The 19,583-nt window shown below is 55.4% G+C and carries 24 protein-coding genes and 1 tRNA gene; 15 read left to right on the forward strand and 10 right to left on the reverse strand.

All coding sequences use genetic code 11. The annotated features are described in order from the left end of the window. Nucleotides 1-40 precede the first annotated feature (40 nt). Nucleotides 41-739: an RluA family pseudouridine synthase gene (locus tag B9Y90_RS00345; protein WP_085539865.1), complete on the forward strand. Its 699-nt coding sequence runs from the start codon at nt 41-43 to the stop codon at nt 737-739. 23 nt (nt 740-762) lie between these two features. On the opposite strand, the gene B9Y90_RS00350 is transcribed toward B9Y90_RS00345, so the two are convergent. The 4 genes from B9Y90_RS00350 to B9Y90_RS00365 form a co-directional block, all read right to left on the reverse strand. Then, nucleotides 763-1,008 (reverse strand): DUF2543 family protein, encoded by a 246-nt coding sequence (locus B9Y90_RS00350; protein ID WP_008459646.1) that lies wholly within the window; start codon nt 1,006-1,008, stop codon nt 763-765. A 62-nt stretch (nt 1,009-1,070) separates the two neighbouring features. Beyond that, a complete protein-coding gene (locus B9Y90_RS00355) occupies nt 1,071-1,934 on the reverse strand; it encodes an efflux RND transporter periplasmic adaptor subunit (protein ID WP_085539866.1) in 864 nt (287 codons plus the stop codon). After that, nucleotides 1,931-2,146: a DUF1656 domain-containing protein gene (locus tag B9Y90_RS00360; protein ID WP_085539867.1), complete on the reverse strand. Its 216-nt coding sequence runs from the start codon at nt 2,144-2,146 to the stop codon at nt 1,931-1,933. The genes B9Y90_RS00355 and B9Y90_RS00360 overlap by 4 nt, the downstream gene beginning before the upstream one ends. Beyond that, on the reverse strand, nt 2,136-4,151 hold the full coding sequence (locus B9Y90_RS00365) for an FUSC family protein (protein ID WP_085539984.1): 2,016 nt from the start codon (nt 4,149-4,151) through the stop codon (nt 2,136-2,138). The genes B9Y90_RS00360 and B9Y90_RS00365 overlap by 11 nt, the downstream gene beginning before the upstream one ends. Before the next feature lie 78 nt (nt 4,152-4,229). Between B9Y90_RS00365 and B9Y90_RS00370 the strand changes: the two genes are divergently transcribed. Next, complete coding sequence (locus B9Y90_RS00370; RefSeq protein WP_085539868.1) at nt 4,230-5,024, forward strand: AraC family transcriptional regulator; 795 nt, start codon at nt 4,230-4,232, stop codon at nt 5,022-5,024. A gap of 33 nt (nt 5,025-5,057) precedes the next feature. Here the strand turns inward: B9Y90_RS00370 and gstA are convergent, their stop codons facing one another. Further along, the gene (gstA, locus tag B9Y90_RS00375) at nt 5,058-5,663 is read right to left on the reverse strand and encodes a glutathione transferase GstA (protein ID WP_085539869.1); all 606 of its coding nucleotides are present in this window, start codon (nt 5,661-5,663) and stop codon (nt 5,058-5,060) included. Nucleotides 5,664-5,793: 130 nt separating this feature from the next. Between gstA and B9Y90_RS00380 the strand changes: the two genes are divergently transcribed. Then, a complete protein-coding gene (locus B9Y90_RS00380) occupies nt 5,794-6,669 on the forward strand; it encodes a LysR family transcriptional regulator (RefSeq protein WP_085539870.1) in 876 nt (291 codons plus the stop codon). A 19-nt stretch (nt 6,670-6,688) separates the two neighbouring features. Here B9Y90_RS00380 and B9Y90_RS00385 read toward each other — a convergent pair whose 3' ends face one another. After that, nucleotides 6,689-7,621 carry a LysR family transcriptional regulator gene (locus B9Y90_RS00385; RefSeq protein ID WP_085539871.1) on the reverse strand — a complete coding sequence of 311 codons (933 nt, stop codon included), beginning with the start codon at nt 7,619-7,621 and terminating at the stop codon, nt 6,689-6,691. A 92-nt stretch (nt 7,622-7,713) separates the two neighbouring features. Here B9Y90_RS00385 and B9Y90_RS00390 point away from each other — a divergent pair, with 92 nt between their 5' ends. Together B9Y90_RS00390 and B9Y90_RS00395 are read left to right on the forward strand one after the other, a co-directional pair. Continuing rightward, nucleotides 7,714-8,190, forward strand: a complete 477-nt coding sequence (locus tag B9Y90_RS00390) for a GNAT family N-acetyltransferase (RefSeq protein ID WP_039295672.1) — start codon at nt 7,714-7,716, stop codon at nt 8,188-8,190. Nucleotides 8,191-8,427: 237 nt separating this feature from the next. Then, nucleotides 8,428-8,655: a hypothetical protein gene (locus B9Y90_RS00395; protein WP_085539872.1), complete on the forward strand. Its 228-nt coding sequence runs from the start codon at nt 8,428-8,430 to the stop codon at nt 8,653-8,655. Between the two features lie 77 nt (nt 8,656-8,732). On the opposite strand, the gene B9Y90_RS00400 is transcribed toward B9Y90_RS00395, so the two are convergent. Then, the gene (locus B9Y90_RS00400; RefSeq protein ID WP_085539873.1) at nt 8,733-9,356 is read right to left on the reverse strand and encodes an NUDIX hydrolase; all 624 of its coding nucleotides are present in this window, start codon (nt 9,354-9,356) and stop codon (nt 8,733-8,735) included. 629 nt (nt 9,357-9,985) lie between these two features. Here B9Y90_RS00400 and B9Y90_RS00410 point away from each other — a divergent pair. After that, on the forward strand, nt 9,986-10,429 hold the full coding sequence (locus B9Y90_RS00410) for an NUDIX hydrolase (RefSeq protein WP_039295661.1): 444 nt from the start codon (nt 9,986-9,988) through the stop codon (nt 10,427-10,429). Nucleotides 10,430-10,473: 44 nt separating this feature from the next. Here the strand turns inward: B9Y90_RS00410 and B9Y90_RS00415 are convergent, their stop codons facing one another. The 3 genes from B9Y90_RS00415 to B9Y90_RS00425 form a co-directional block, all read right to left on the reverse strand. Then, nucleotides 10,474-11,013: a DUF2058 domain-containing protein gene (locus tag B9Y90_RS00415; RefSeq protein ID WP_039295658.1), complete on the reverse strand. Its 540-nt coding sequence runs from the start codon at nt 11,011-11,013 to the stop codon at nt 10,474-10,476. A 156-nt stretch (nt 11,014-11,169) separates the two neighbouring features. Next, a tRNA-Arg gene (locus B9Y90_RS00420) sits at nt 11,170-11,244 on the reverse strand. A gap of 75 nt (nt 11,245-11,319) precedes the next feature. Next, the gene (locus B9Y90_RS00425) at nt 11,320-12,261 is read right to left on the reverse strand and encodes a formate/nitrite transporter family protein (RefSeq protein WP_085539875.1); all 942 of its coding nucleotides are present in this window, start codon (nt 12,259-12,261) and stop codon (nt 11,320-11,322) included. Nucleotides 12,262-12,464: 203 nt separating this feature from the next. On the opposite strand from B9Y90_RS00425, the gene ccmA reads away from it, so the two are divergent. From ccmA to mlaA, 9 genes are read left to right on the forward strand one after another with little or no spacing between them, the layout of a single operon-like run. Further along, nucleotides 12,465-13,073, forward strand: a complete 609-nt coding sequence (ccmA, locus tag B9Y90_RS00430; RefSeq protein ID WP_039295652.1) for a cytochrome c biogenesis heme-transporting ATPase CcmA — start codon at nt 12,465-12,467, stop codon at nt 13,071-13,073. Next, nucleotides 13,066-13,725, forward strand: a complete 660-nt coding sequence (gene ccmB / locus B9Y90_RS00435; RefSeq protein WP_038480670.1) for a heme exporter protein CcmB — start codon at nt 13,066-13,068, stop codon at nt 13,723-13,725. Before ccmA ends, ccmB begins: the two co-directional genes overlap by 8 nt. 30 nt (nt 13,726-13,755) lie before the next feature. Beyond that, complete coding sequence (locus B9Y90_RS00440) at nt 13,756-14,496, forward strand: heme ABC transporter permease (RefSeq protein WP_085539876.1); 741 nt, start codon at nt 13,756-13,758, stop codon at nt 14,494-14,496. After that, nucleotides 14,493-14,705: a heme exporter protein CcmD gene (gene ccmD, locus B9Y90_RS00445; protein WP_085539877.1), complete on the forward strand. Its 213-nt coding sequence runs from the start codon at nt 14,493-14,495 to the stop codon at nt 14,703-14,705. The genes B9Y90_RS00440 and ccmD overlap by 4 nt, the downstream gene beginning before the upstream one ends. Beyond that, complete coding sequence (gene ccmE, locus B9Y90_RS00450; RefSeq protein WP_085539878.1) at nt 14,706-15,185, forward strand: cytochrome c maturation protein CcmE; 480 nt, start codon at nt 14,706-14,708, stop codon at nt 15,183-15,185. It abuts the gene before it with no gap. Beyond that, complete coding sequence (locus B9Y90_RS00455) at nt 15,182-17,137, forward strand: heme lyase CcmF/NrfE family subunit (RefSeq protein ID WP_085539879.1); 1,956 nt, start codon at nt 15,182-15,184, stop codon at nt 17,135-17,137. The genes ccmE and B9Y90_RS00455 overlap by 4 nt, the downstream gene beginning before the upstream one ends. Beyond that, nucleotides 17,134-17,691 (forward strand): DsbE family thiol:disulfide interchange protein, encoded by a 558-nt coding sequence (locus tag B9Y90_RS00460; RefSeq protein WP_085539880.1) that lies wholly within the window; start codon nt 17,134-17,136, stop codon nt 17,689-17,691. The genes B9Y90_RS00455 and B9Y90_RS00460 overlap by 4 nt, the downstream gene beginning before the upstream one ends. After that, nucleotides 17,688-18,764, forward strand: a complete 1,077-nt coding sequence (locus B9Y90_RS00465) for a cytochrome c-type biogenesis protein CcmH (protein WP_085539881.1) — start codon at nt 17,688-17,690, stop codon at nt 18,762-18,764. Before B9Y90_RS00460 ends, B9Y90_RS00465 begins: the two co-directional genes overlap by 4 nt. A gap of 13 nt (nt 18,765-18,777) precedes the next feature. After that, the gene (gene mlaA / locus B9Y90_RS00470) at nt 18,778-19,536 is read left to right on the forward strand and encodes a phospholipid-binding lipoprotein MlaA (protein WP_039295635.1); all 759 of its coding nucleotides are present in this window, start codon (nt 18,778-18,780) and stop codon (nt 19,534-19,536) included. Nucleotides 19,537-19,583 lie beyond the last annotated feature (47 nt).

Consider the following 19,583-nt stretch of genomic DNA (forward strand, 5'->3'; position numbering starts at 1 on the left):
TTCGCTATCATCCGGCTCCACTCTCCAGCCGGGCAGCCTGATGTCTACGATTATTGATACTTTTATTGCCCCGCCTTGTTTTGATGAGATAGAGATTCTTTATCAGGACGAGCATCTGGCGTTGATCAATAAACCTTCCGGCTTGCTCAGCCTTTCAGGGAAAAACCCGCAGAATATTGATTCGGTGCATCATCGGCTGGTGCAGATATTCCCCGGCTGCACGCTGGTGCATCGTCTGGATTTCGGCACGTCCGGGTTGATGGTGATTGCGCTGAATAAGGCGATCAATGCGTTGCTCTGCCAGCAGTTCAGCCAGCGTTCGGTTGCCAAGGTGTATACCGCGCTGCTTTGCGGGCATCTTGAAAAAGAAGAGGGAATTATCGATGCGGCGATTGCTAAAGATCCGGCACTGTTTCCGCTGATGTCGATTTGTTCTGTGAGCGGTAAACCTGCCCGCTCGCGTTACACGGTGATTGAGCGTTTTTATCGGGAATTTGAAAATGGCGTTCGGCTGCCGTTAACGAGGGTGAAGCTTGAGCCTGAAACCGGGCGAACCCACCAATTGCGCATCCATGCGCAATATCTGGGTCACCCAATCCTGGGCTGCGATCTGTATGGCGGGCTGGCGTTGCCGGGCACCGAACGAGTGCCGCGGCTGATGCTGCATGCCAGCGAACTGCATTTTGTTCACCCCGTCAGCGGCGAACCGGTGGCGGCCAGATGCGACAGCCCGTTCTGACGGGAAACCTGTCGCGGCAGAAATTACTCGTTGCCCCACTGATTCAGAAACTCAGCGATTTCGTCAATGCGCTGTTCGGCAAGGCCAGCCTCAACGGCCATCTCTCCCTGCGCTTCCTCGCTGATTTCCTCGTTGTTCATTAAGCGGGTAATCAGCAACTGGAAATAGTGCGCCACGGCATCACGCTCATCCTCGGCAACGGGCTTTGCCGCTTCCGTCGAGTACTCGTCCGCGATGTCGTAATATTTCAGGTCGATTTCGTTGTTCATGGTCATCTCTGGGTTTGTTAGCCTGGCCGGGATGATAGCATTGTTCAGCCAAATTCAGCGCGTTAAGGCGTGACAGAAATACTCGCGGATAAGCCTGCCACTAATTCAACGCCTGCCGGTAGCCTGTCGATATGGATGCGTACCGGCACCCGCTGCGCAAGACGCACCCAGCTAAAGGTAGGATTGACGTCCGGCAGGCCGAGATCGCCTGTTTCATCGTTGCTGTCGCCGATGCCGTGGCCAATGCTTTCCACATGGCCGGGTATCACTGCGTCAAAGCCCATCAGCGCTATCTTCGCGCTGTTCCCCACGCGAATGTGTCGCAGCTTTGTCTCCTCAAAATAACCGACAATCCAGAAGCTTTTGGCATCAATGATGGCGACTTTTGTCACGCCTGCGGTGGCGTAGTCGCCGGGGCTGAGCCTGAGATGCGTCACGTAGCCCGCCACCGGGGCTTTAACGGTGGCATGGGCCAAATTGAGCTGCGCCAGTTCCAGTGCCGCCAGTGCGCCCTGGTAGTTGGCGACTGCCACGTTTGCCGCACTGCGGGTTTGCTGTAAATCTTCTTTAGATATCACGCTCTGCAGCTGCGTGCGCCGCGCGGCAGAATCCTGGCGCATCTGCATTTCGTGGCGCTTTACTTCAACTTCTGACTGGGCGCTGCTGACGGCAAGTTTTAGCCAGCGCGGATCGATAGAGTAGAGAATATCGCCGCGGTTCACCCACTGGTTGTCCTTCACGGCAACGCTGCTCACGGGGCCAGAGACGTCAGGCGCAATCTGCACCACGTCGGCGCGAACCCGGCCATCCCTCGTCCAGGGGATTTGTGATTCATGCCTCCACATCATAAAAGCGATAATCAGGGCTGCGGCAGTCGCAATGAGCGTCAGCGCGTAGCGGCTTGTCAGAGCCAAAAACGATTTCATACGATAAACCCCTGAGCGTTCAGCCCATGCAGTATCAGGAATGCGGTGAAAATATAAGCGGCGAAATCAATCAGTGGCCGACAGGGCAGGCGGCGGTAAATCCCGCTACGCATCAGTAACGAAAGCAGAAAAAGAGTGCAGAGCAGCGCAACGAGTGCGATGACCAACAGGGCGGGGAGATAAACGCCGCCAATATTCACGTCATTGACCATCGGTTCGCTCCTTACCTGAAATATTCAACGCACAATACAAGTCTATTAGCCCGCGATTAAGCCGCCGGGTCAGTGCATCCGACGCCGGAGGATGCGCGTTTAACAGCGATAAAACCTTTGCCTGAATTTTTTGAACGTCTGATTCGCTGGACAACATGCCAAGCACTTCATCTACCTGTTCGGCGCTTTTCCGCTGGAGGTGAACCAGCAACTGCCGCAGGTGCATTGTGGCCAGCCCGGCACGCAGGTAGTGCAGCATCTGGTTAAGAATCTGCTCTGCGGGCTGTTCGCTTCGCTGCAGGCGTGGCAGCAGTAACGCCGTTCTGTCTATCATCAAGTTTGTCCAGGCGACTTCATCCGGGGGGAAAGCGCCTTTTGCGCTGCGTTTAACGTCGCGGCGGCATAGCTGAAGCAGGCGATTTATTGCCGCGTCGGCCCGCACGGTTTGCAGCAGCCCCATGCCGAACACGGCAAAGCCGATCGCAATGAATAAAGCTGTGGCGGTGTTGAGCGCCACCGCGAAGTCACCGCCGTAGTGGGAGCCAAGCCCGGATAAAATGGGGAGCGTCAGCGTGATGCCCATAGCCATAAACGTCGTCGGGGGCCTGGCCTGCAGCGATCCTGCCAGCAAATAGACGGGTGCCAGCGCGGCGGCCAGCACGCTAAAAGTGGTGATTTGCGGCAAAATCGCAAAGCTATAGAGCAGACTTATCGCCACGCCGTAGAGCGAACCAATCACATATTTAATGAGATGCGGCGTGGGCGTGTCGAAACTGCCGAACAGCGTACAGCAAACCCCAATCACCGACACCGCCGTGGCCCCGTCCGGCCAGGCAGAATAAATCCATACCAGGCATCCGACTAGCACCAGAGTGAAAGCGCCCAGCGCGGTCTTAGCCGCGGCCAGACTGTCTCGATGAAGCACGTAGCCTTTGGCTGGCGGTTCGTCTGCCAGCAACTGGGGTGACTGTGAGATCGCCAGGTACAATTTCTCGCACTGCAGCAGAAGAGTGATGGCTTCACAAAGATAGGCGGCAAAACTTGCCTGCAGCATATCTTCTGGCTGGAGCGCTGCTGCAGATAACATTTTCGCTAACGCCGAGCTTTGTTTTTTCAGCGCTTCGCCCGCGATTTCAGGCTCACCGTTCAGCCAGCGTCGGACATCATCCTCCAGCCGCAGCAGCTCAGGATGCAGCGCGTTTATCGTCTGCCGGCGTTCGCTCAGTTCGCTGTTCACCACCAACAGGCGAGCAAACTTATCGTGCAGTTTTTTTCTGGCCAGGCCGATGGGGGCGGAAAGAGCAAAGTCAAAGGGAACATGGTGGTTGAGGTTCTGTAAAAGCTGTAACGGTAGGGCCAAATGCAGGTTTTTAAAGCCTGAAGGTGGCTCGTCGCTCAGCGAAGCCGCCACGGCCAGCCGCGCCGAGCTTAGCGTTTCCAGGGCTTTGGCGTTAAACAGCCCAGCGATTCGCTTCGGCAAAACATAGCGGTGAACGAGGCTCGCACAGAGTATGCCCAGCGAAATCTCCTGCACGCGGGTGATGGACGTATCGAAAATTGAACCGGGATCGTGTAGGGCAGGGAAGCCGATCAGGCTTGCCGTGTAGCCTGCTAACACAAAGGCGTAGGCGCGGGGCGTGCGCTCAAGCAGCGAGAAATAAAGACACAGGGCAATCCAGCCGGTCAGTACCACGCTGCACAGAATCGGCATATTCACAAACGTCGGCACGATTAAAACTGTCGCTGCAGCACCAACAACCGTGCCCGCCAGACGATAAACCCCTTTGCTCAGCGAGGCACCCACCGTTGTTTGTGAAACGATGTAGACGGTGACGATGGCCCAGGAAGGCGTCCCCAGTCCGATAGACAAAGCGAGGTAATACGCCAGCATGGCAGCCGCGAAGCTTTTGGCTGCATAAAGCAGGGCGTTAGCGTCATACAGCAGACTGGGTGCCACATGCTTTCCCGACAAAGGGGGAAGGTGGCAGGCGTTTATTTTATTCATGGCGGCCATTATTGCCGCGTTACAGCTATCGCTAAATATCCTATTCTGTCAAAAAATCCCTAAATGTTGCCAATCAGTATGAAACCACTGCCCGCCACGAGCCTGTACGATCCTGATGCCGCGCAAAGCCCGGCGATAGCGCGCCGCCTCGATTTTGTTGATTACGGAGAGGAGGTGCCGGTTCACGTTCACCGGAAGGGGCAGCTCATTATTGCACTTTATGGGGCGGTGGTTTGCCGGGCTGAAAATGAGATATGGATAGTGCCGCCCGATTGCGGGGTCTGGATCCCCGATGGTGTTCCCCACAGCGCCAAAGCGACCTGGAACGCACATCTGGATTATTTGTTCGTGGAGCCGGGTGCCGTTGCGCTGCCGGCGAAATGCTGCACGTTAGCGATTTCCCCGCTGATCAAAGCCCTGGTTGGGCGCTTAACCAGCGAGAGCGAGGAATATGCCCCCGACAGTCACGCTGCCCGCCTTGCCAGAGTAACACTCGATGAATTAGCGACCATGCCGCAGCAGAATTTCAGCCTGCCCGTTTCGGCTAATCCCAAAATACGCGCAATGGCTGACGTGCTGGTCAGCCAGCCTGAGGACCGAAGCACCTTAAAAGCATGGGCAAAACGGCTGGCGCTCAGTGAACGCTCCCTGGCCCGGCTGATGGTGCATGAGACAGGACTGACTTTTGGCCGCTGGCGGCAACAGCTCCATTTGATTATTGCGCTTAAGGAGTTGGCCAGCGGCGTAGCGGTGCAAAACGTGGCGGCGCAGTTGGGATATGAATCCGTGAATGCGTTTATCACCATGTTTAAGAAGACCATGGGCAGCACGCCAGCCCAGTATTTTGCAGAACGAAAATCAGAGGGACTTTAAGGCTGAGGCGGGCTGTTAACCCGCCGAAAAGAATCAGTGAGTTTCTTCCACACGCAGGGCTTCCTGCACCGCTGGCCGCGCGTTTATTGCAGCCATATAGCTGGCAATAGCGGGCCACTGGTTAAGGTCGATTGATAACATTTTGCCCCAGCTCAGGACGGTATAAAGATAGGCATCAGCCACGCTAAAAGTGGAGCCGGTCAGGTACACCGTCTTCGAGAGCGCATCCTGAATGAAATCGAGCCGCTTGAAGAATTTTTCGCGGAAGATGGTTTTGACCTCTTCCGGCAGCGAAGCGTTGAACAGCGGGGCAGACGCGGTATGAAGCTCGCTGGTGATGAAGTTCAGCCATTCCTGCAATCTCACCCGCGCCCAGCTTCCTGGCAGAGGCGCTAGCCCTTTTTCCGGCCGGAGATCCGCCAGATACTGCACGATAGCCGTGCCTTCCGTCAGGATCTCCCCGTTGTCCAGCTCCAGAGCCGCAACATAGCCTTTGGGGGTGACGGTGAAAAAGTCTCGTCCGTCGGCGGTGAGCTTGGTTTTGTTATCCACTTTGATGAGTTCGAATTCCAGCTCTAATTCACGCAGGACAATGTGGGGCGAGAGTGAACAAGCTTTTGGGGCGTAATACAGTTTCATGGCATCTCCGAAAAATGGGGAAACAGGTATACAGCGCCTGACCCGGCGCCTGGATGCACTATGATTTAGCTCGTAATCTCTGTAAAATTAATCATTCATTAAATAACTATTAGCTGAGCTACTGATAACGATGATGAACCTTTTGCACTGGCGATTGCTGGTCGCGGTGGCCGATGCCCGCAACATTTCTCGTGCAGCCGAAGAGGTGGGCATGACTCAGTCAGGTGCCAGCCAGGCTATCGCACAGCTGGAAGCTTCCCTGGGGTTCCCGGTTTTTACCCGCGAGCGCAGGAACATTGGCGTTACTGCGTTGGGGGAGCAGGTTATCTCTCATGCCAGGTGTATGCAGCAACATCTCGAGGCGATCCGATCGCTGACCGAGTCGTGCCGGGACTTAAGCGGGAGCCGTATTCGCCTCGGCAGCTTCCCGTCGGTGACATCGACGCTATTGCCCGGCCTGCTGCGGGATTTCAGGCGTTTGCATCCCGGCATTGAGGTCGTCGTGCTTGAAGGCATTGATGAAGAGGTTGAACAGTGGATTGCCGAGGATACCGTCGAGCTGGGCGTGGTGATGAATCCCGCTCCCGGAAGGGCTGAGGTTATTCTCGGGCAGGATGCATGGATGGCGGTGTTGCCTGCCAGCCACGCTATGGCGCGTGGGGTCAGATCCCGGGGAATTACTCTTCAGGAGCTGGCGGGGCTGCCCTTTGTGCTGGCCACCGGGGGTTGTGTAGTAAACGGCGGTAGTTTAATGGCAGAGGCTGGTTTGCACCTGTCTGACGTTCGCGTCACGGTAAGGGACTGGGTCAGCGCCTGTATGCTGGTGCGCGAAGAAATGGGCGTGGCGATAGTGCCAGCGTCCACGCTGCCTGAAGATACGCGCGGCCTGTGCGTGGTGCCGCTGACGCCGGGGCTCCATCGCGAGTTTGGCCTGGTCTGTTCTTCCACGGGGAAAACGTCCCCGGCGGTGCAGGCTCTGGTTACCCGGCTGCGTAAAGCGGGATGAGTTAAACGCCGAACAGCTTTCACTGCCCGATGTTTATCTCTTTCGCCAGCGTTTGCAGCCTCGATTTCAGCCAGTTGGTCGCGCTCCGCTTCCCGCTTCGTTTGTGTGAATAAATTTTTATTTCAAACGGGCGTATTTCGAACGGTAATGAAAAAATCTTTATATTCGTGGCCGGCATCAGCTTTTCAGCGGCGAAGCGCGGCAGCGCCATTAACAGATTGCTCTCTGCCACAATAAACGGCGCGCTAAGCATGGACGGCGTCTTGATGGCTATTTGCCGCGTGTAACCCATTTGCTCGAGCTGCCTGTCCAGCACGCCTTGCTTCTCATTCCACGGCGTGACAACGATGTGCCTTGCGGCGAGATAATCCTCAAATGTCAGCCGTGCCCGGCCAGGGTGACTTATGACCACGTACTCATCTGTAAACCAGCCGATTTCTTCCAGCTCCGGATGCCGGATGTCTTCAGACGTACTAAACCCCAGCGCCAAATCCACTTCGCCCGCCAGAAGTTCCGTCAGTGCCGGGGTATGAGGCAAGTAAAGTAACTCAAAGCTCAGGCCGGGCGCTTCGTGCTGCAGTTTGTGCATCAGGGCAGGGAAAATGCAAAAAGCGGTAAAATCCGTAATCGCAATTTGCAGGCGCTCTGTCGTCCGGGAAGCGTCAAACTCCGGCTGCGGAGTCAGTTCTTGATCCAGATATTTCAACGCCGAAGCAATAGAAGGGGCGAGCTGTGTGGCGTACACGCTGGGGCACATCCGATGCCCTTCCCGGTAAAACAGCGGGTCATTGAGCGAGGCTCTCAGTCTCGACAGCGCGTGGCTAAGCGCCGATGTGCTCATCGCCAGTTCATCCGCCGCCATACGCACGGAACGATGGCGATAAATTGCGTCAAAAACAGGCAGAAGGTTTAAATCAAGTCGCCTTAATGTTGGATGCATAATATTCATCATCTGGTGATTTCATTGCACTTAATTCGCCTGACAATAACCTTTATGCTTAGAGCCAGCAACGTTAACGCCATCCAGAAATAACAGGAAAACCAATGAGTATGACGATTCGTCAGGCCCGCCCGGAAGACGCTCAGGCTATTTACGACATGATCTATGAGCTGGCCGTGTATGAGAAAGCCCCGCAGGAAGTGGTCACCACGCCGGAGGAGATCCGGGCGACGCTGTTTGACGCAGGCAGTAAAACCGAAGCGTTGATCTGCGAGACAGAAGGCAAAATTATCGGTTACGCCGTTTTCTTCACCAGCTACTCGACCTGGCTTGGGCGGAACGGTATTTACATGGAGGATTTATATATCTCTCCTGAGTATCGCGGCAGGGGAGCGGGAAGGTCGTTACTGAAATATATCGCGCAGTGTGCGGTGCAGCGGCAGTGTGGCCGTCTGGAATGGTCTGTTCTGGACTGGAACCAGCCCGCGATTGATTTTTATCTGAGCATCGGGGCGTTACCGCAATCGGAATGGGTTCGTTACCGTCTGGATGGCGAGGCATTATTGAAATTTGCCGAATAAAAACAGGGCGATATTAAAACTCCCGCTGCGGCGGGATTTACGCAGCTGACAGCACTTATTTGCAAAAATGCAGTGAGTTATTTTATGGTAACTGATTAATATTAATGGCATTAATTGGCGTGGTGCAGGACCGAACGTTTAGACATAAATATGCACACTTTATTTCAGCTGTGGCATCTGGTGTTCAAAATCTGCCCACGTTAGAGTGATTGTCTGGTTTTTAGCGTGGGTGACAAAATGAAAGTATTAAGTATCGTCGGTGCAACGCTGTTGGCGACATCCTTCCATGCCGCAGCATTTGTTTCCAATTCTTCTGTTCACCCTGAGCAGACGGCGAATGTCGGTAATAACTCCGCCGATGGGCATGCGATTCCCTCCGAAGCCAACTACGACATCACCAAAATCATCCCGATCGCGGGCTGCAACTGCGCATTTTGCACCGCTTTGCGTAGCGCGAATCTATAATCCAATCTTACTGTTTCAGGCCCTGTTTATCGTCATGATTGCGGGCCTGAAGCTACCTGTTTGCTCGCGTCAATCCGCTAGTCATACCACGGTTGTCGATCGCTGGTGGCAATTTCCATGCTGACAATCAGTTCCTCCGGGACGATGCGAGTCAACGACAGCTCCGGTAGATCGTTAATGGCGAAAAAGCCGATATCGGTGGATTCGTGGCTGAGCGCAAGGTTGCCGCCGGTTTCTTCACACAGAAAAATGAGCTTGTAGACGTGCCAGGGCAGTGGAGGATGACCGTGCAGATTGCGGTCCCACACGCCCAACAGTTTGGTCACCCTCACTTCCAGCCCGGTTTCTTCCCTTACTTCCCGGCGGACGGCAGCGGACGGGGTATCGCCCACATCGGCCCAGCCGCCGGGTAAGCTCCACTTCCCATCCTCCGCTTCTTTGACCATCAGCACCTTGCCGTCGCGAATAACAAAGGCACGAACGTCGGTTTTTGGCGTGGCGTACCCGGACTCAGAGACAGGATTTAAGGTTTCTGAATCAATGTTAAAACGGGAGTGGAGCAGGTCTTCGGCGATGTCACGGAGGGCTTCGTAGCGTTCCTTGTCAAACACATCTTTGGCGTATGTCAGCCCGTTCTGGGCGATAGCATTAAGTTTCTGAGCGACGATGTGGATATCGGTCTCTTTGATGGTGTCCGGCATTGTTTTCACCTGTATTGTGCATAAAGAAAAACTCAGTCAGTGCACAACCGTAGCAGTAGAATCAATGGATTAAAATGCGTGTGGCTCAGGATGTACGGGGCAATTTTCGGCTAACCCCCTCATTTCTGGCATTATCTTGTTGAGAAACTTTGCGCTATTCTGGGTCTACTTTCGGAAAATGATGAATAACGGACTTACTACCAGACACGCTGTTTCTCTGGCATAACAGCAGTCAGGTCTGCCTGGGCACGAGGAGAATTTGATTGATGGAGCATTTATCAGTACTCACTGTCAGTGACTTAGTTTCTTTTACGATCGCAATCCTGATTGGTTTCTTCATTTTTATCAGAAGGCACAGAAGTAATAAGGTCAAAATCAACAGTGTTTTTATGTGGGCGATGTTGGCTGTCATATCCTTTTGCGAAGTATTTAACAGTATTTACACCACATATTCTTACCAGCATAATCGTTTATACCAAAATGATAAGTTTACGACTGTTTTTAATTATGACTTATCGAATATTATTTTTTATACAATCATTATGCTTGTAGCTGTTGTGCTTTTTATTCAGGAGTGCCGTATTCGAAAACGTGCATATTAATATAAACCATGTATGTAAGAGGGAATAGTGCGTACTCGACCATCTTCTCGCTTAATAATTATTTCACCAGATAATCATGTCTTGCTCTTTAATTTCTGCCATACAGAGGATGCTTTGAGTGGAAAAGCATACTGGGCTACGCCAGGTGGAGGGGTTGAACACGGTGAATCGTACGAACAGGCTGCTTTACGAGAACTCTTTGAAGAGACCGGTTTAATAAGGACAACAGCAGGGCAGCAGGTGGCAGCCAGAAACTTCAAAATGATGCTGCCCAGCGGTGAAACGGTTCTTGCGGAAGAGCGTTTCTTTATCATTCATGCGGATAAATCAGATATTGACCGTGCGAGGTGGACAGACAACGAAAAGAAAGTCATTCGGGAGCATCGCTGGTGGGCGGTTGAAGAACTCAGGCAAACCAATGAAATGATCTTCCCGCTCGATTTGATCATCAATATTATTGAAAAAAGTTAACCAGGCAGCCCGGCAAAACCAGGCCGCCTTAACGCAATGAATCGTTACCACATCAAATCATCAGGCACCACGAAGTCCGCGTATGGATCGTCTTCATCTTTGGCTTCTGGCGCCAGTTCGCTGCTCAGCACAATAAAGCTGGCATCGCGCTGTTTAATTTTATCGGCAACGCCTGCGGGAATAATGGCGTATTCACCCTCAGGATTTTTATCTGAAATCAGGCGGGCAATGGCCAGACGGCCTTTGATCAACTGAGTCTGGGTCACTTTATCGACGTACACTTTTTTAATTAAGTTATTGTCCGTGAAGTTATAGCCGATATCACCCTTCGAAATAACAATGCGGTTCATTTCGATCAACTGCTTGATCTGCGCTTTATATTCTTTGGCTAAAGTAGCCTGCTTTTGCTGTTCGCTGAGTTCTTTATCGCGCTCAACCTGAGCCTGTTTGTTGGCTTCTACGGCTTCCCGCGCTTCACGAGCCTGTACGCGTGATTTTTTTGCGGTACGCTGCACTTTGGCCACTTTTTTGCTGCTAACCAGGCCTGCTTTGAGCATCTGCTCTTGTAACGTAAGTTTTGTCATGTTCTTTTCGACGGCTGAGGAATCATTGACGGGATTATATCCTTAATGCTTCTGCTGATTCCATTATGTGGACAGGTAAAGCTCAATGCATTGATAGTATTGGGTATTTTTAATGGTTGGTTTGAAAGAGAGGGGGAGCAGAAAGGTGAAATCTAATGGCGTTCCCTGCAGGAATCGAACCTGCAACTAGCCCTTAGGAGGGGCTCGTTATATCCATTTAACTAAGGGAACGCGGCGGGCGTAGTATACCCGCTTTTCGAGGCAGGTTAAGGGGTTGGCGGTCCGTTTGCCTGGAAGATGAACAATTTACCCGTCATGTTTTCCACTCTTCGCTGAATTTCGGCTCTGTTCTTCCTGCTTTCGCTTAGCCTCGGCCTTCTTTTTATTGCTCATATCGTTGCGGATCTGCGCGTGGCTGATCAGCGCGAAAATGAACGTTCCGCCACAAATATTCCCGGCTAAGGTGGGTAGGGCAAACGGCCAGAAAAACTCGCTCCAGTGCAGCGTGCCGTTGAACACCAGATAAAGAATTTCGACCGAGCCGACCACAATATGGGTTAAATCACCCAGCGCAACCAGCCAGGTCATCAGCACGATAACGAAGATTTTTGCCGAGCCCGCGGCAGGGAACATCCACACCATGGTGGCGATGATCCAGCCGGAGATAATGGCGTTAGCAAACATCTCGCCGGGCGGGTTTGCCATCACCTTCATGCCGATGTCGTCGAAGGCTTTGCGAGTGGCTTCGTCGAATATCGGCATAAATTCAAAAGCCAGCGCTGCCAGCGCGGTGCCGACGATATTCCCGAACAGCACGATGCCCCACAGCCGCATCAGCAGCCCGAAATTAGTGGTGGTCGGGTGCTGCATCACCGGCAGTACGGCGGTGACGGTGTTTTCGGTGAACAGTTGCTGGCGAGCCATAATGACGATGATAAAACCAAAGGTGTAGCCAAGATTTTCCAGCAGAAAACTGCCGGGCACGCCGACCAGGTTGACGTGAAAAATGCCTTTCGCCAGCAGCGAAGCCCCCATCGATAAACCCGCCGCCACGGCAGACCAGAACAGCGCCATGCCGTCGCGCTCCAGCTCTTTTTGCCCGTCCTGGCGGATGTGCTCGTGAATCGCCATCGCGCCGGAGGGCAGACGATCCTCATCCAGCTCGATTTTCTGGCCACTCGACTTCTCATCGCTGTCGACTTCCAGTTCATCGGTTTTGACTATTTTGTCGGGCTCGATCTTGTCCATCAGGGCGGTTTCCGGTCAGAAAATGTTCACTTAAGCGTAGCGGTTTTTATCCCTGGTTTTTGATGAATGGGAATAATCGCCCCGGCTTTGATCTGAGGAAGCGGATTAACCCTAATGGAGTAGCCGCAGGCGTCGGGGGCAACCTGAAGAAAACAGGGCGATATGATATGCTTAGCGTCACCTGAGACAAGGAGCGCCTCCTGATGCTAGAAGCCCGACAACTGACCTGCCAGCGTGACGATCGTACGCTGTTCAACGCACTGTCGTTTAGCGTTGAGTCTGGGGAAATGGTGCAGGTGGCGGGCAAAAACGGCGCTGGGAAAACCACGCTGTTGCGTATTCTGGCCGGGCTGGCGCAGGCCGATGAGGGCGAAGTCTGCTGGCAACATCAGCCACTTCGCCGCCAGCGCGATAATTTCCACGGCGACCTGTTGTGGATTGGCCATCAGCCGGGCATCAAATCTGTTCTCACCCCTTTTGAAAATCTCACCTTTTTTCATGCCGATGTAGCCGAAGAGCAGCTGTGGGCTGCGTTGGAGCAAACCGGGCTGCTCGGCTTTGAAGATTTACCCGTCAACCAGCTTTCCGCCGGGCAGCAGCGCCGCGCTGCGCTCGCTCGCCTGTGGCTTTCCAGGGCAAAGCTTTGGCTTCTGGATGAACCGTTTACCGCGCTGGATACCGCTGGGATTGAACGTCTGACCCGGCGTCTGCAGCATCACGCCGAAGCAGGCGGAATAGTTATTCTCACAAGCCATCAGCCGCTAAGTTGCGCTATACGGCAGATTCATTTGCAGGAAGCTGTTTATGATTAGGCGCATTTTCTGGCGCGAACTGCAGGTGGTGTTTCGTCGCGGGGCTGAAATCGCCAACCCGCTGTGGTTCTTCCTGATTGTGATAACCCTGTTTCCGCTCGGCATTGGCCCGGAGCCGCAGTTGCTGGCGCGCATTGCGCCGGGAATTATTTGGGTGGCGGCTTTACTGGCCTCTCTAATGGCGATGGACAGGCTGTTCCGGGATGACTTTCAGGACGGCTCGCTGGAACAGCTGATGCTGCTGCCGGTGCCTTTGCCGCTGGTGGTGCTGGCGAAAGTGACCGCTCACTGGGTGGTCACCGGGCTGCCGTTGTTACTGCTTTCGCCGCTGGCGGCCCTGCTGCTTGGGCTGGATTTTTATGGCTGGCAGGTGATGGCCGCCACGTTGCTGCTGGGGACGCCGACGCTGAGCTTCCTCGGTGCGCCCGGTGTGGGGTTAACGGTTGGCCTGAAGCGCGGCGGGGTGCTGCTTAGCCTGCTGGTGTTGCCGTTAACCATCCCGCTTTTAATTTTTGCCACCGCCGCGATGGATGCCGCCTCGATGCATCTGCCGGTGGAGGGGTATATGGCAATTCTTGGCGCGCTGCTGGCCGGCAGCGCCACGCTAAGCCCGTTCGCTACGGCGGCGGCGCTGCGGGTAAGCGTTGCATAACTTTATTTTTTTGTTTTGTGAGCAAAACCTATGTGGAAAACATTACATCAGCTGGCTAAACCGGAGCGGCTTTACCACTTTTGTGGCCGCTTGCTGCCCTGGCTGGCTATCCTCAGCGCGGTGCTGCTGGTGGTCGGCTGCGTCTGGGGCTTTGGTATTGCTCCGGCGGACTATCAGCAAGGGCAGAGCTACCGGATCATGTACCTTCATGTCCCGGCGGCGATGTGGTCGATGGGCATTTACGCCAGCATGGCGATTGCCGCGTTTATTGGCCTGGTATGGCAGATAAAAACGGCCGATCTGGCGGTGATGGCAATGGCTCCCGTCGGGGCGGCATTTACCTTTATCGCGCTGATCACCGGCTCCGCCTGGGGGAAGCCAATGTGGGGCACCTGGTGGATTTGGGACGCGAGGCTGACCTCCGAGCTGGTGCTGCTGTTCCTCTACGTGGGGGCTATTGCGCTGTATAGCGCGTTTGACGATCGCCGCCTTGCGGGCCGGGCCGCCGGGATTCTGGTGCTGGTCGGCGTGGTGAACCTGCCGATTATTCACTTCTCGGTGGAGTGGTGGAACACGCTGCACCAGGGTTCCACCAATATGCAGCAGTCCATCGACCCTTCCATGCGCACGCCGCTGCGCTGGACTATCTTCGGCTTCCTCGCGCTGTTTATCACGCTCACGCTGATGCGCCTGCGTAACCTGCTGCTGTTGCAGGAAAGCCGCCGTTCGTGGGTGTTAGCGCTTGCTAACGGCAAAGGAGCAAAATCATGACGTGGGCGTTCACTCACTGGGGCGAGTTTTTCGCCATGGGCGGCTACGCCTTTTACGTCTGGCTGGCAGTGGCTTTTACGCTTCTGCCACTGCTTGGGCTGATTTTTCACACTCGCTACCAGCATCGCGCCATTCTGCGGGCGGTGGCTCGCCAGCAGGCCAGAGAACAGCGTGTTCGCGTCGCTCGCCAGCGCCAGGAGGAAGTTTAAGTGAATCCGCGTCGTAAAAACCGGCTTTATCTGGCCGTGGCAGTGCTGGCAGGCCTCGGGCTGACCATTACGCTCGTGCTGTATGCCCTGCGCAGCAATATCGACCTGTTTTATACCCCCGGCGAAATTATCTACGGCAAAGGCGAAAGCCATTTAATGCCGGAAACCGGGCAGCGCCTGAGGATCGGCGGCATGGTGATGCCGGGCAGCGTGAAGCGCGACAGCCAAAGCCTGAAGGTCAGCTTCAAGCTGTATGACGCGCGTGGCGTGGTAGACGTGACCTACGAGGGCATTCTGCCGGATCTGTTCCGCGAGGGGCAGGGCGTGGTGGCCGAGGGCGTGATGGAAGGTGCCACGCTTATTCACGCCAAAGAAGTGCTGGCGAAACACGATGAAAACTACACGCCGCCGGAGGTGAAAGCGGCGATGGAGCAGAATCACCAGCAAGCCCCGGAAGTGTATAAGGATAACGCCTCATGATGCCGGAAATTGGTGGGTTCCTGCTTTGCCTTGCGCTCGGTTGGTCTTTGCTATTAAGCGTTTATCCACTTTGGGGCGTGGCGCGAGGTGACCAGCGGCTGATGGCCTCCGCGCGACCGTTTAGCTGGGCGCTGTTTATCACCTTATGCGCATCATTCCTGATACTGGTTAACGCTTTCGTAGTGAACGACTTCAGCGTGCTTTACGTCGCCAACAACTCCAATACCGAGCTGCCTGTCTGGTATCGAGTGGCGGCCACCTGGGGCGCGCATGAAGGGTCGTTGATGCTGTGGGTGCTGATGATGAGCGGCTGGACGTTTGCCGTTGCTCTCACCGGGCGCAGCATGCCTAAAGAAGACCACGCCCGCGTGCTGGCTGTCATGGGCATGATTAACTTCGGCTTCCTGCTGTTTATTATTTTCACCTCCAATCCGTTTATCCGTACGCTGCCGGACTACCCGCTGGAAGGACGTGATTTAAACCCGCTGCTGCAGGACATCGGCCTGATTCTGCACCCGCCGCTGCTGTACATGGGCTACGTGGGTTTCTCTGTGGCCTTTGCTTTCTCGATTGCGGCACTGCTGGGCGGCAGGCTGGACAGCGCCTGGGCGCGCTGGACTCGCCCGTGGACGCTGGCGGCATGGGCTTTCTTAACCGTGGGGATCGTGCTGGGTTCGGCGTGGGCTTATTACGAACTGGGCTGGGGCGGCTGGTGGTTCTGGGATCCGGTAGAAAACGCCTCGTTTATGCCGTGGCTGGCGGGCACTGCGCTTATCCACTCGCTTTCTGTGACCGAAAAACGCGGCAGCTTTAAGGCCTGGACGGTTCTACTCGCGATAAGCGCCTTTTCGCTTTGCCTGCTGGGCACGTTCCTGGTTCGCTCCGGCGTGCTGGTGTCGGTGCATTCCTTTGCCTCCGATCCGGCGCGCGGCATGTTTATTCTGGCTTTCCTGGTGGTGGTTATCGGCGGTTCGCTGTTGCTGTATGCGGTCAAAGGTAGCAAAGTGCGCTCCCGCGTGAGTAACGATCTCTGGTCGCGCGAGTCTTTCCTGCTCGGCAACAACGTCCTGCTGATTGCCGCCATGCTGGTAGTTCTGCTGGGCACGCTGCTGCCGCTGGTGCATAAGCAGCTTGGGCTGGGCAGTATTTCCATCGGGGAGCCGTTCTTCAATACGATGTTTACTGCACTGATGGCCCCGTTTGCGCTGATGCTCGGCATTGGGCCGCTGGTTCGCTGGCGGCGCGACGAACCGGGCAAGCTGCGCAAGCATCTGATGGTGGCGGTGGTCATCACGCTGGTTCTGTCGCTGCTGCTGCCGTGGCTGATGCAGGATCGCGTGGAAGCCATGACGGTGGTCGGCCTGCTGATGGCTGTCTGGGTCTTTGTGCTGGCGCTGATGGAAGTTTATCAGCGCGCCACGCATCGTCACGGCTTCTGGGATGGATTACGCAAAATTCCTGCCAGTCACTGGGGGATGGTTTCCGCGCATCTTGGCCTGGCGGTGACAGTGGTTGGCATCGCTTTTAGCCAAAGCTACAGCGTGGAGCGCGACGTGCGAATGAAGTCCGGCGACAGCATTGATATTCACCAGTATCACTTTGTGTTCCGCGAGGTGCGGGATATCACCGGCCCTAACTATCGCGGCGGCGTGGGCGTTATCGACGTCACCCGCCACGGCAAGCCGGAAGCCACTCTGCACGCCGAAAAGCGTTTCTATAACAGCAACCGGGCGATGATGACCGAGGCGGCCATCGACGGCGGTTTCACCCGTGACCTTTATGCCGCGCTGGGCGAAGAGCTGGACGACGGCAGCTGGGCGGTGCGCCTGTATTACAAACCTTTCGTGCGCTGGATTTGGGCGGGCGGGCTGCTGATGGCCCTCGGCGGGCTTTGCTGCCTGTGCGACCCGCGTTATCGCAGCCGTAAAGTTAAGCCGGAGGCCGCAGCATGAAGCGCCGCTATCTGTTTATTCCGCTAGCGCTGTTTCTGGGGCTGGCCTCACTGCTGCTCTGGCAGCTGGCGCGGAATGCCCAGGGCGAAGCGCCCACGGATCTTGAGTCGGCGCTGATTGGTAAACCGGTGCCGGAGTTCCGCCTGGAATCCCTCGACGAGCCAGGCAAAGAGTGGAGCCGGACAGTGCTGGCGGACGGCCAGCCGCTGCTGCTGAACGTCTGGGCGACCTGGTGCCCAACCTGCCGCGCCGAGCATAAGTTTCTGAACGGGCTGGCCGCACAGGGCGTGCGAGTGGTGGGGATGAACTATAAAGACGACCGCCACAAAGCGATTAACTGGCTGCGCGATCTCGGGAACCCGTACATGCTAAGTCTGTTTGACGGCAACGGCATGCTGGGGCTGGATCTCGGCGTGTACGGTGCACCGGAAACCTTCCTGATCGACGGCAATGGGATCATCCGTTACCGCCACGCGGGCGATCTGAACGATCGCGTCTGGCAGCAGGAGCTGAAACCGCTTTGGGAAAAATACAGCCAGGAGGCAGGCTCATGATACGCGCAGTTTTCTTGCTTATCGGCATGCTGTTTAGCGTCCACGCGGCGGCGGCCATTGATACTTTTACCTTTAAAGATGAAGCGCAGGAGCAGCAGTTCCGCCAGCTAACCGAGGCGCTACGCTGCCCGAAATGCCAGAACAATAGCATTGCGGATTCCAACGCGATGATTGCCTCAGACATGAAGCTTAAAGTCTATGAGCTGATGCAGCAGGGCAAAAGCAAGCAGCAGATCGTGGATTATATGGTCGAGCGCTACGGCCACTTTGTGACCTATGAGCCGCCGTTGACGCCTGCCACGGTGATCCTCTGGGTACTGCCAGCGCTGTTTATTGTTGGTGGCGCAGCGGTGATTGTGCTGCGCAGCCGCAGGAGGCAAAAGATTTCGCTCGCGGAAGAAAATCCGGCACTGAGCAGCGAAATAACTGCAGGGAAAATCTCGCTTTGGGTGTTTTTGCCTGGCGCTCTACTGCTGGTGGTCGTCAGCGCTGGCAGTTATCTGAAAACGTCCGGGCTGGCGCAGGTGCAGGCCTGGCGGCAGGCGACAGCCGAGACGCCAGCGTTGTTAAAACGTGTTCTTGACCCGCAGGTCGCGCCGCTGACTATGGAAGAGATGGCGCGTCTTGGGTTAGGATTACGCACGCGATTGCAGCAACAGCCTGATAATCTTGAAGGCTGGATGATGCTTGGGCGCATTGGCATGGTGCTGAATAACGCCACAACGGCAACACAGGCTTTTGCTCACGCCTATAAACTTGCGCCCACAAACAGCGAAGCAAAGCTAGGCTATGCTGAAGTATTGACCCGCTCTGCCGACGCGCAGGATAACCAGCTTGGTGGGCTTCTGCTCCGCGAAATGTTAAAAGATGACCACACGAATATTCGCGTGCTCAGCCTGCTGGCGTTCAATGCGTTTGAGCGCCAGAACTACCGTGAGGCGATTGGGGCGTGGGACATGATGCTGAAAATTTTACCGGCAAACGACCAGCGCCGCGCCGTCATTGAGCGCAGCATCGATCAGGCGAGGGCCCAGCTTGAACCGGGCACCACTGAAAGCGCAGACAAACAATAATAGGGAGACGCTAATGAATTTCCGCCTGACCGGACTTGCTCTGGCAACAACGGTATTAGTGGGATGTGCCAGTTCTGGTAGCCAGCAGCCTCAGGGGCGTTCGGACCCGCTCGAAGGGTTCAACCGTTCAATGTTCAACTTCAACTACAACGTGCTGGACCCGTATGTTCTGCGTCCGGTGGCCGTAGCCTGGCGTGACTATGTGCCGGTGCCAGCGCGCAACGGCCTGAGCAACTTCACCAGCAACCTCGAAGAGCCCGCTACGATGGTGAACTACTTCGTGCAGGGCGACCCGTACCAGGGGATGGTGCACTTTACGCGTTTCTTCCTGAACACCCTGCTCGGGATGGGCGGCTTCATCGACGTGGCCGGGATGGCTAACCCTAAACTGCAGCGCGTCGAGCCTCACCGCTTCGGCAGCACGCTGGGCCATTACGATGTCGGTTACGGCCCTTATGTGATGTTACCGGGTTACGGCAGCTTCACGCTGCGTGAAGACGGCGGCGACTTCGCCGACACCCTCTATCCGGTGCTCTCCTGGCTGACCTGGCCGATGTCCATCGGTAAATGGGCGGTCGAAGGCGTCGAAACGCGTGCCCAATTGCTGGATTCCGACGGCCTGCTGCGCCAGTCTGCCGATCCTTACGTCACCGTGCGTGAAGCCTACTTCCAGCGTCATGACTTCCTGGCTAACGGCGGCCAGCTTAAGCCAGAAGCGAACCCGAACGCGGCGGCGATTCAGGATGACCTGAAAGATATCGACTCCCAGTAAGCGCGACCTGGATGTGAAAAAGCGAACATTTATGTTCGCTTTTTTAT

The sequence above is a fragment of the Cedecea sp. NFIX57 genome, assembly GCF_900177785.1.
Taxonomy (GTDB): Bacteria; Pseudomonadota; Gammaproteobacteria; order Enterobacterales; family Enterobacteriaceae; genus Cedecea; species Cedecea neteri_C.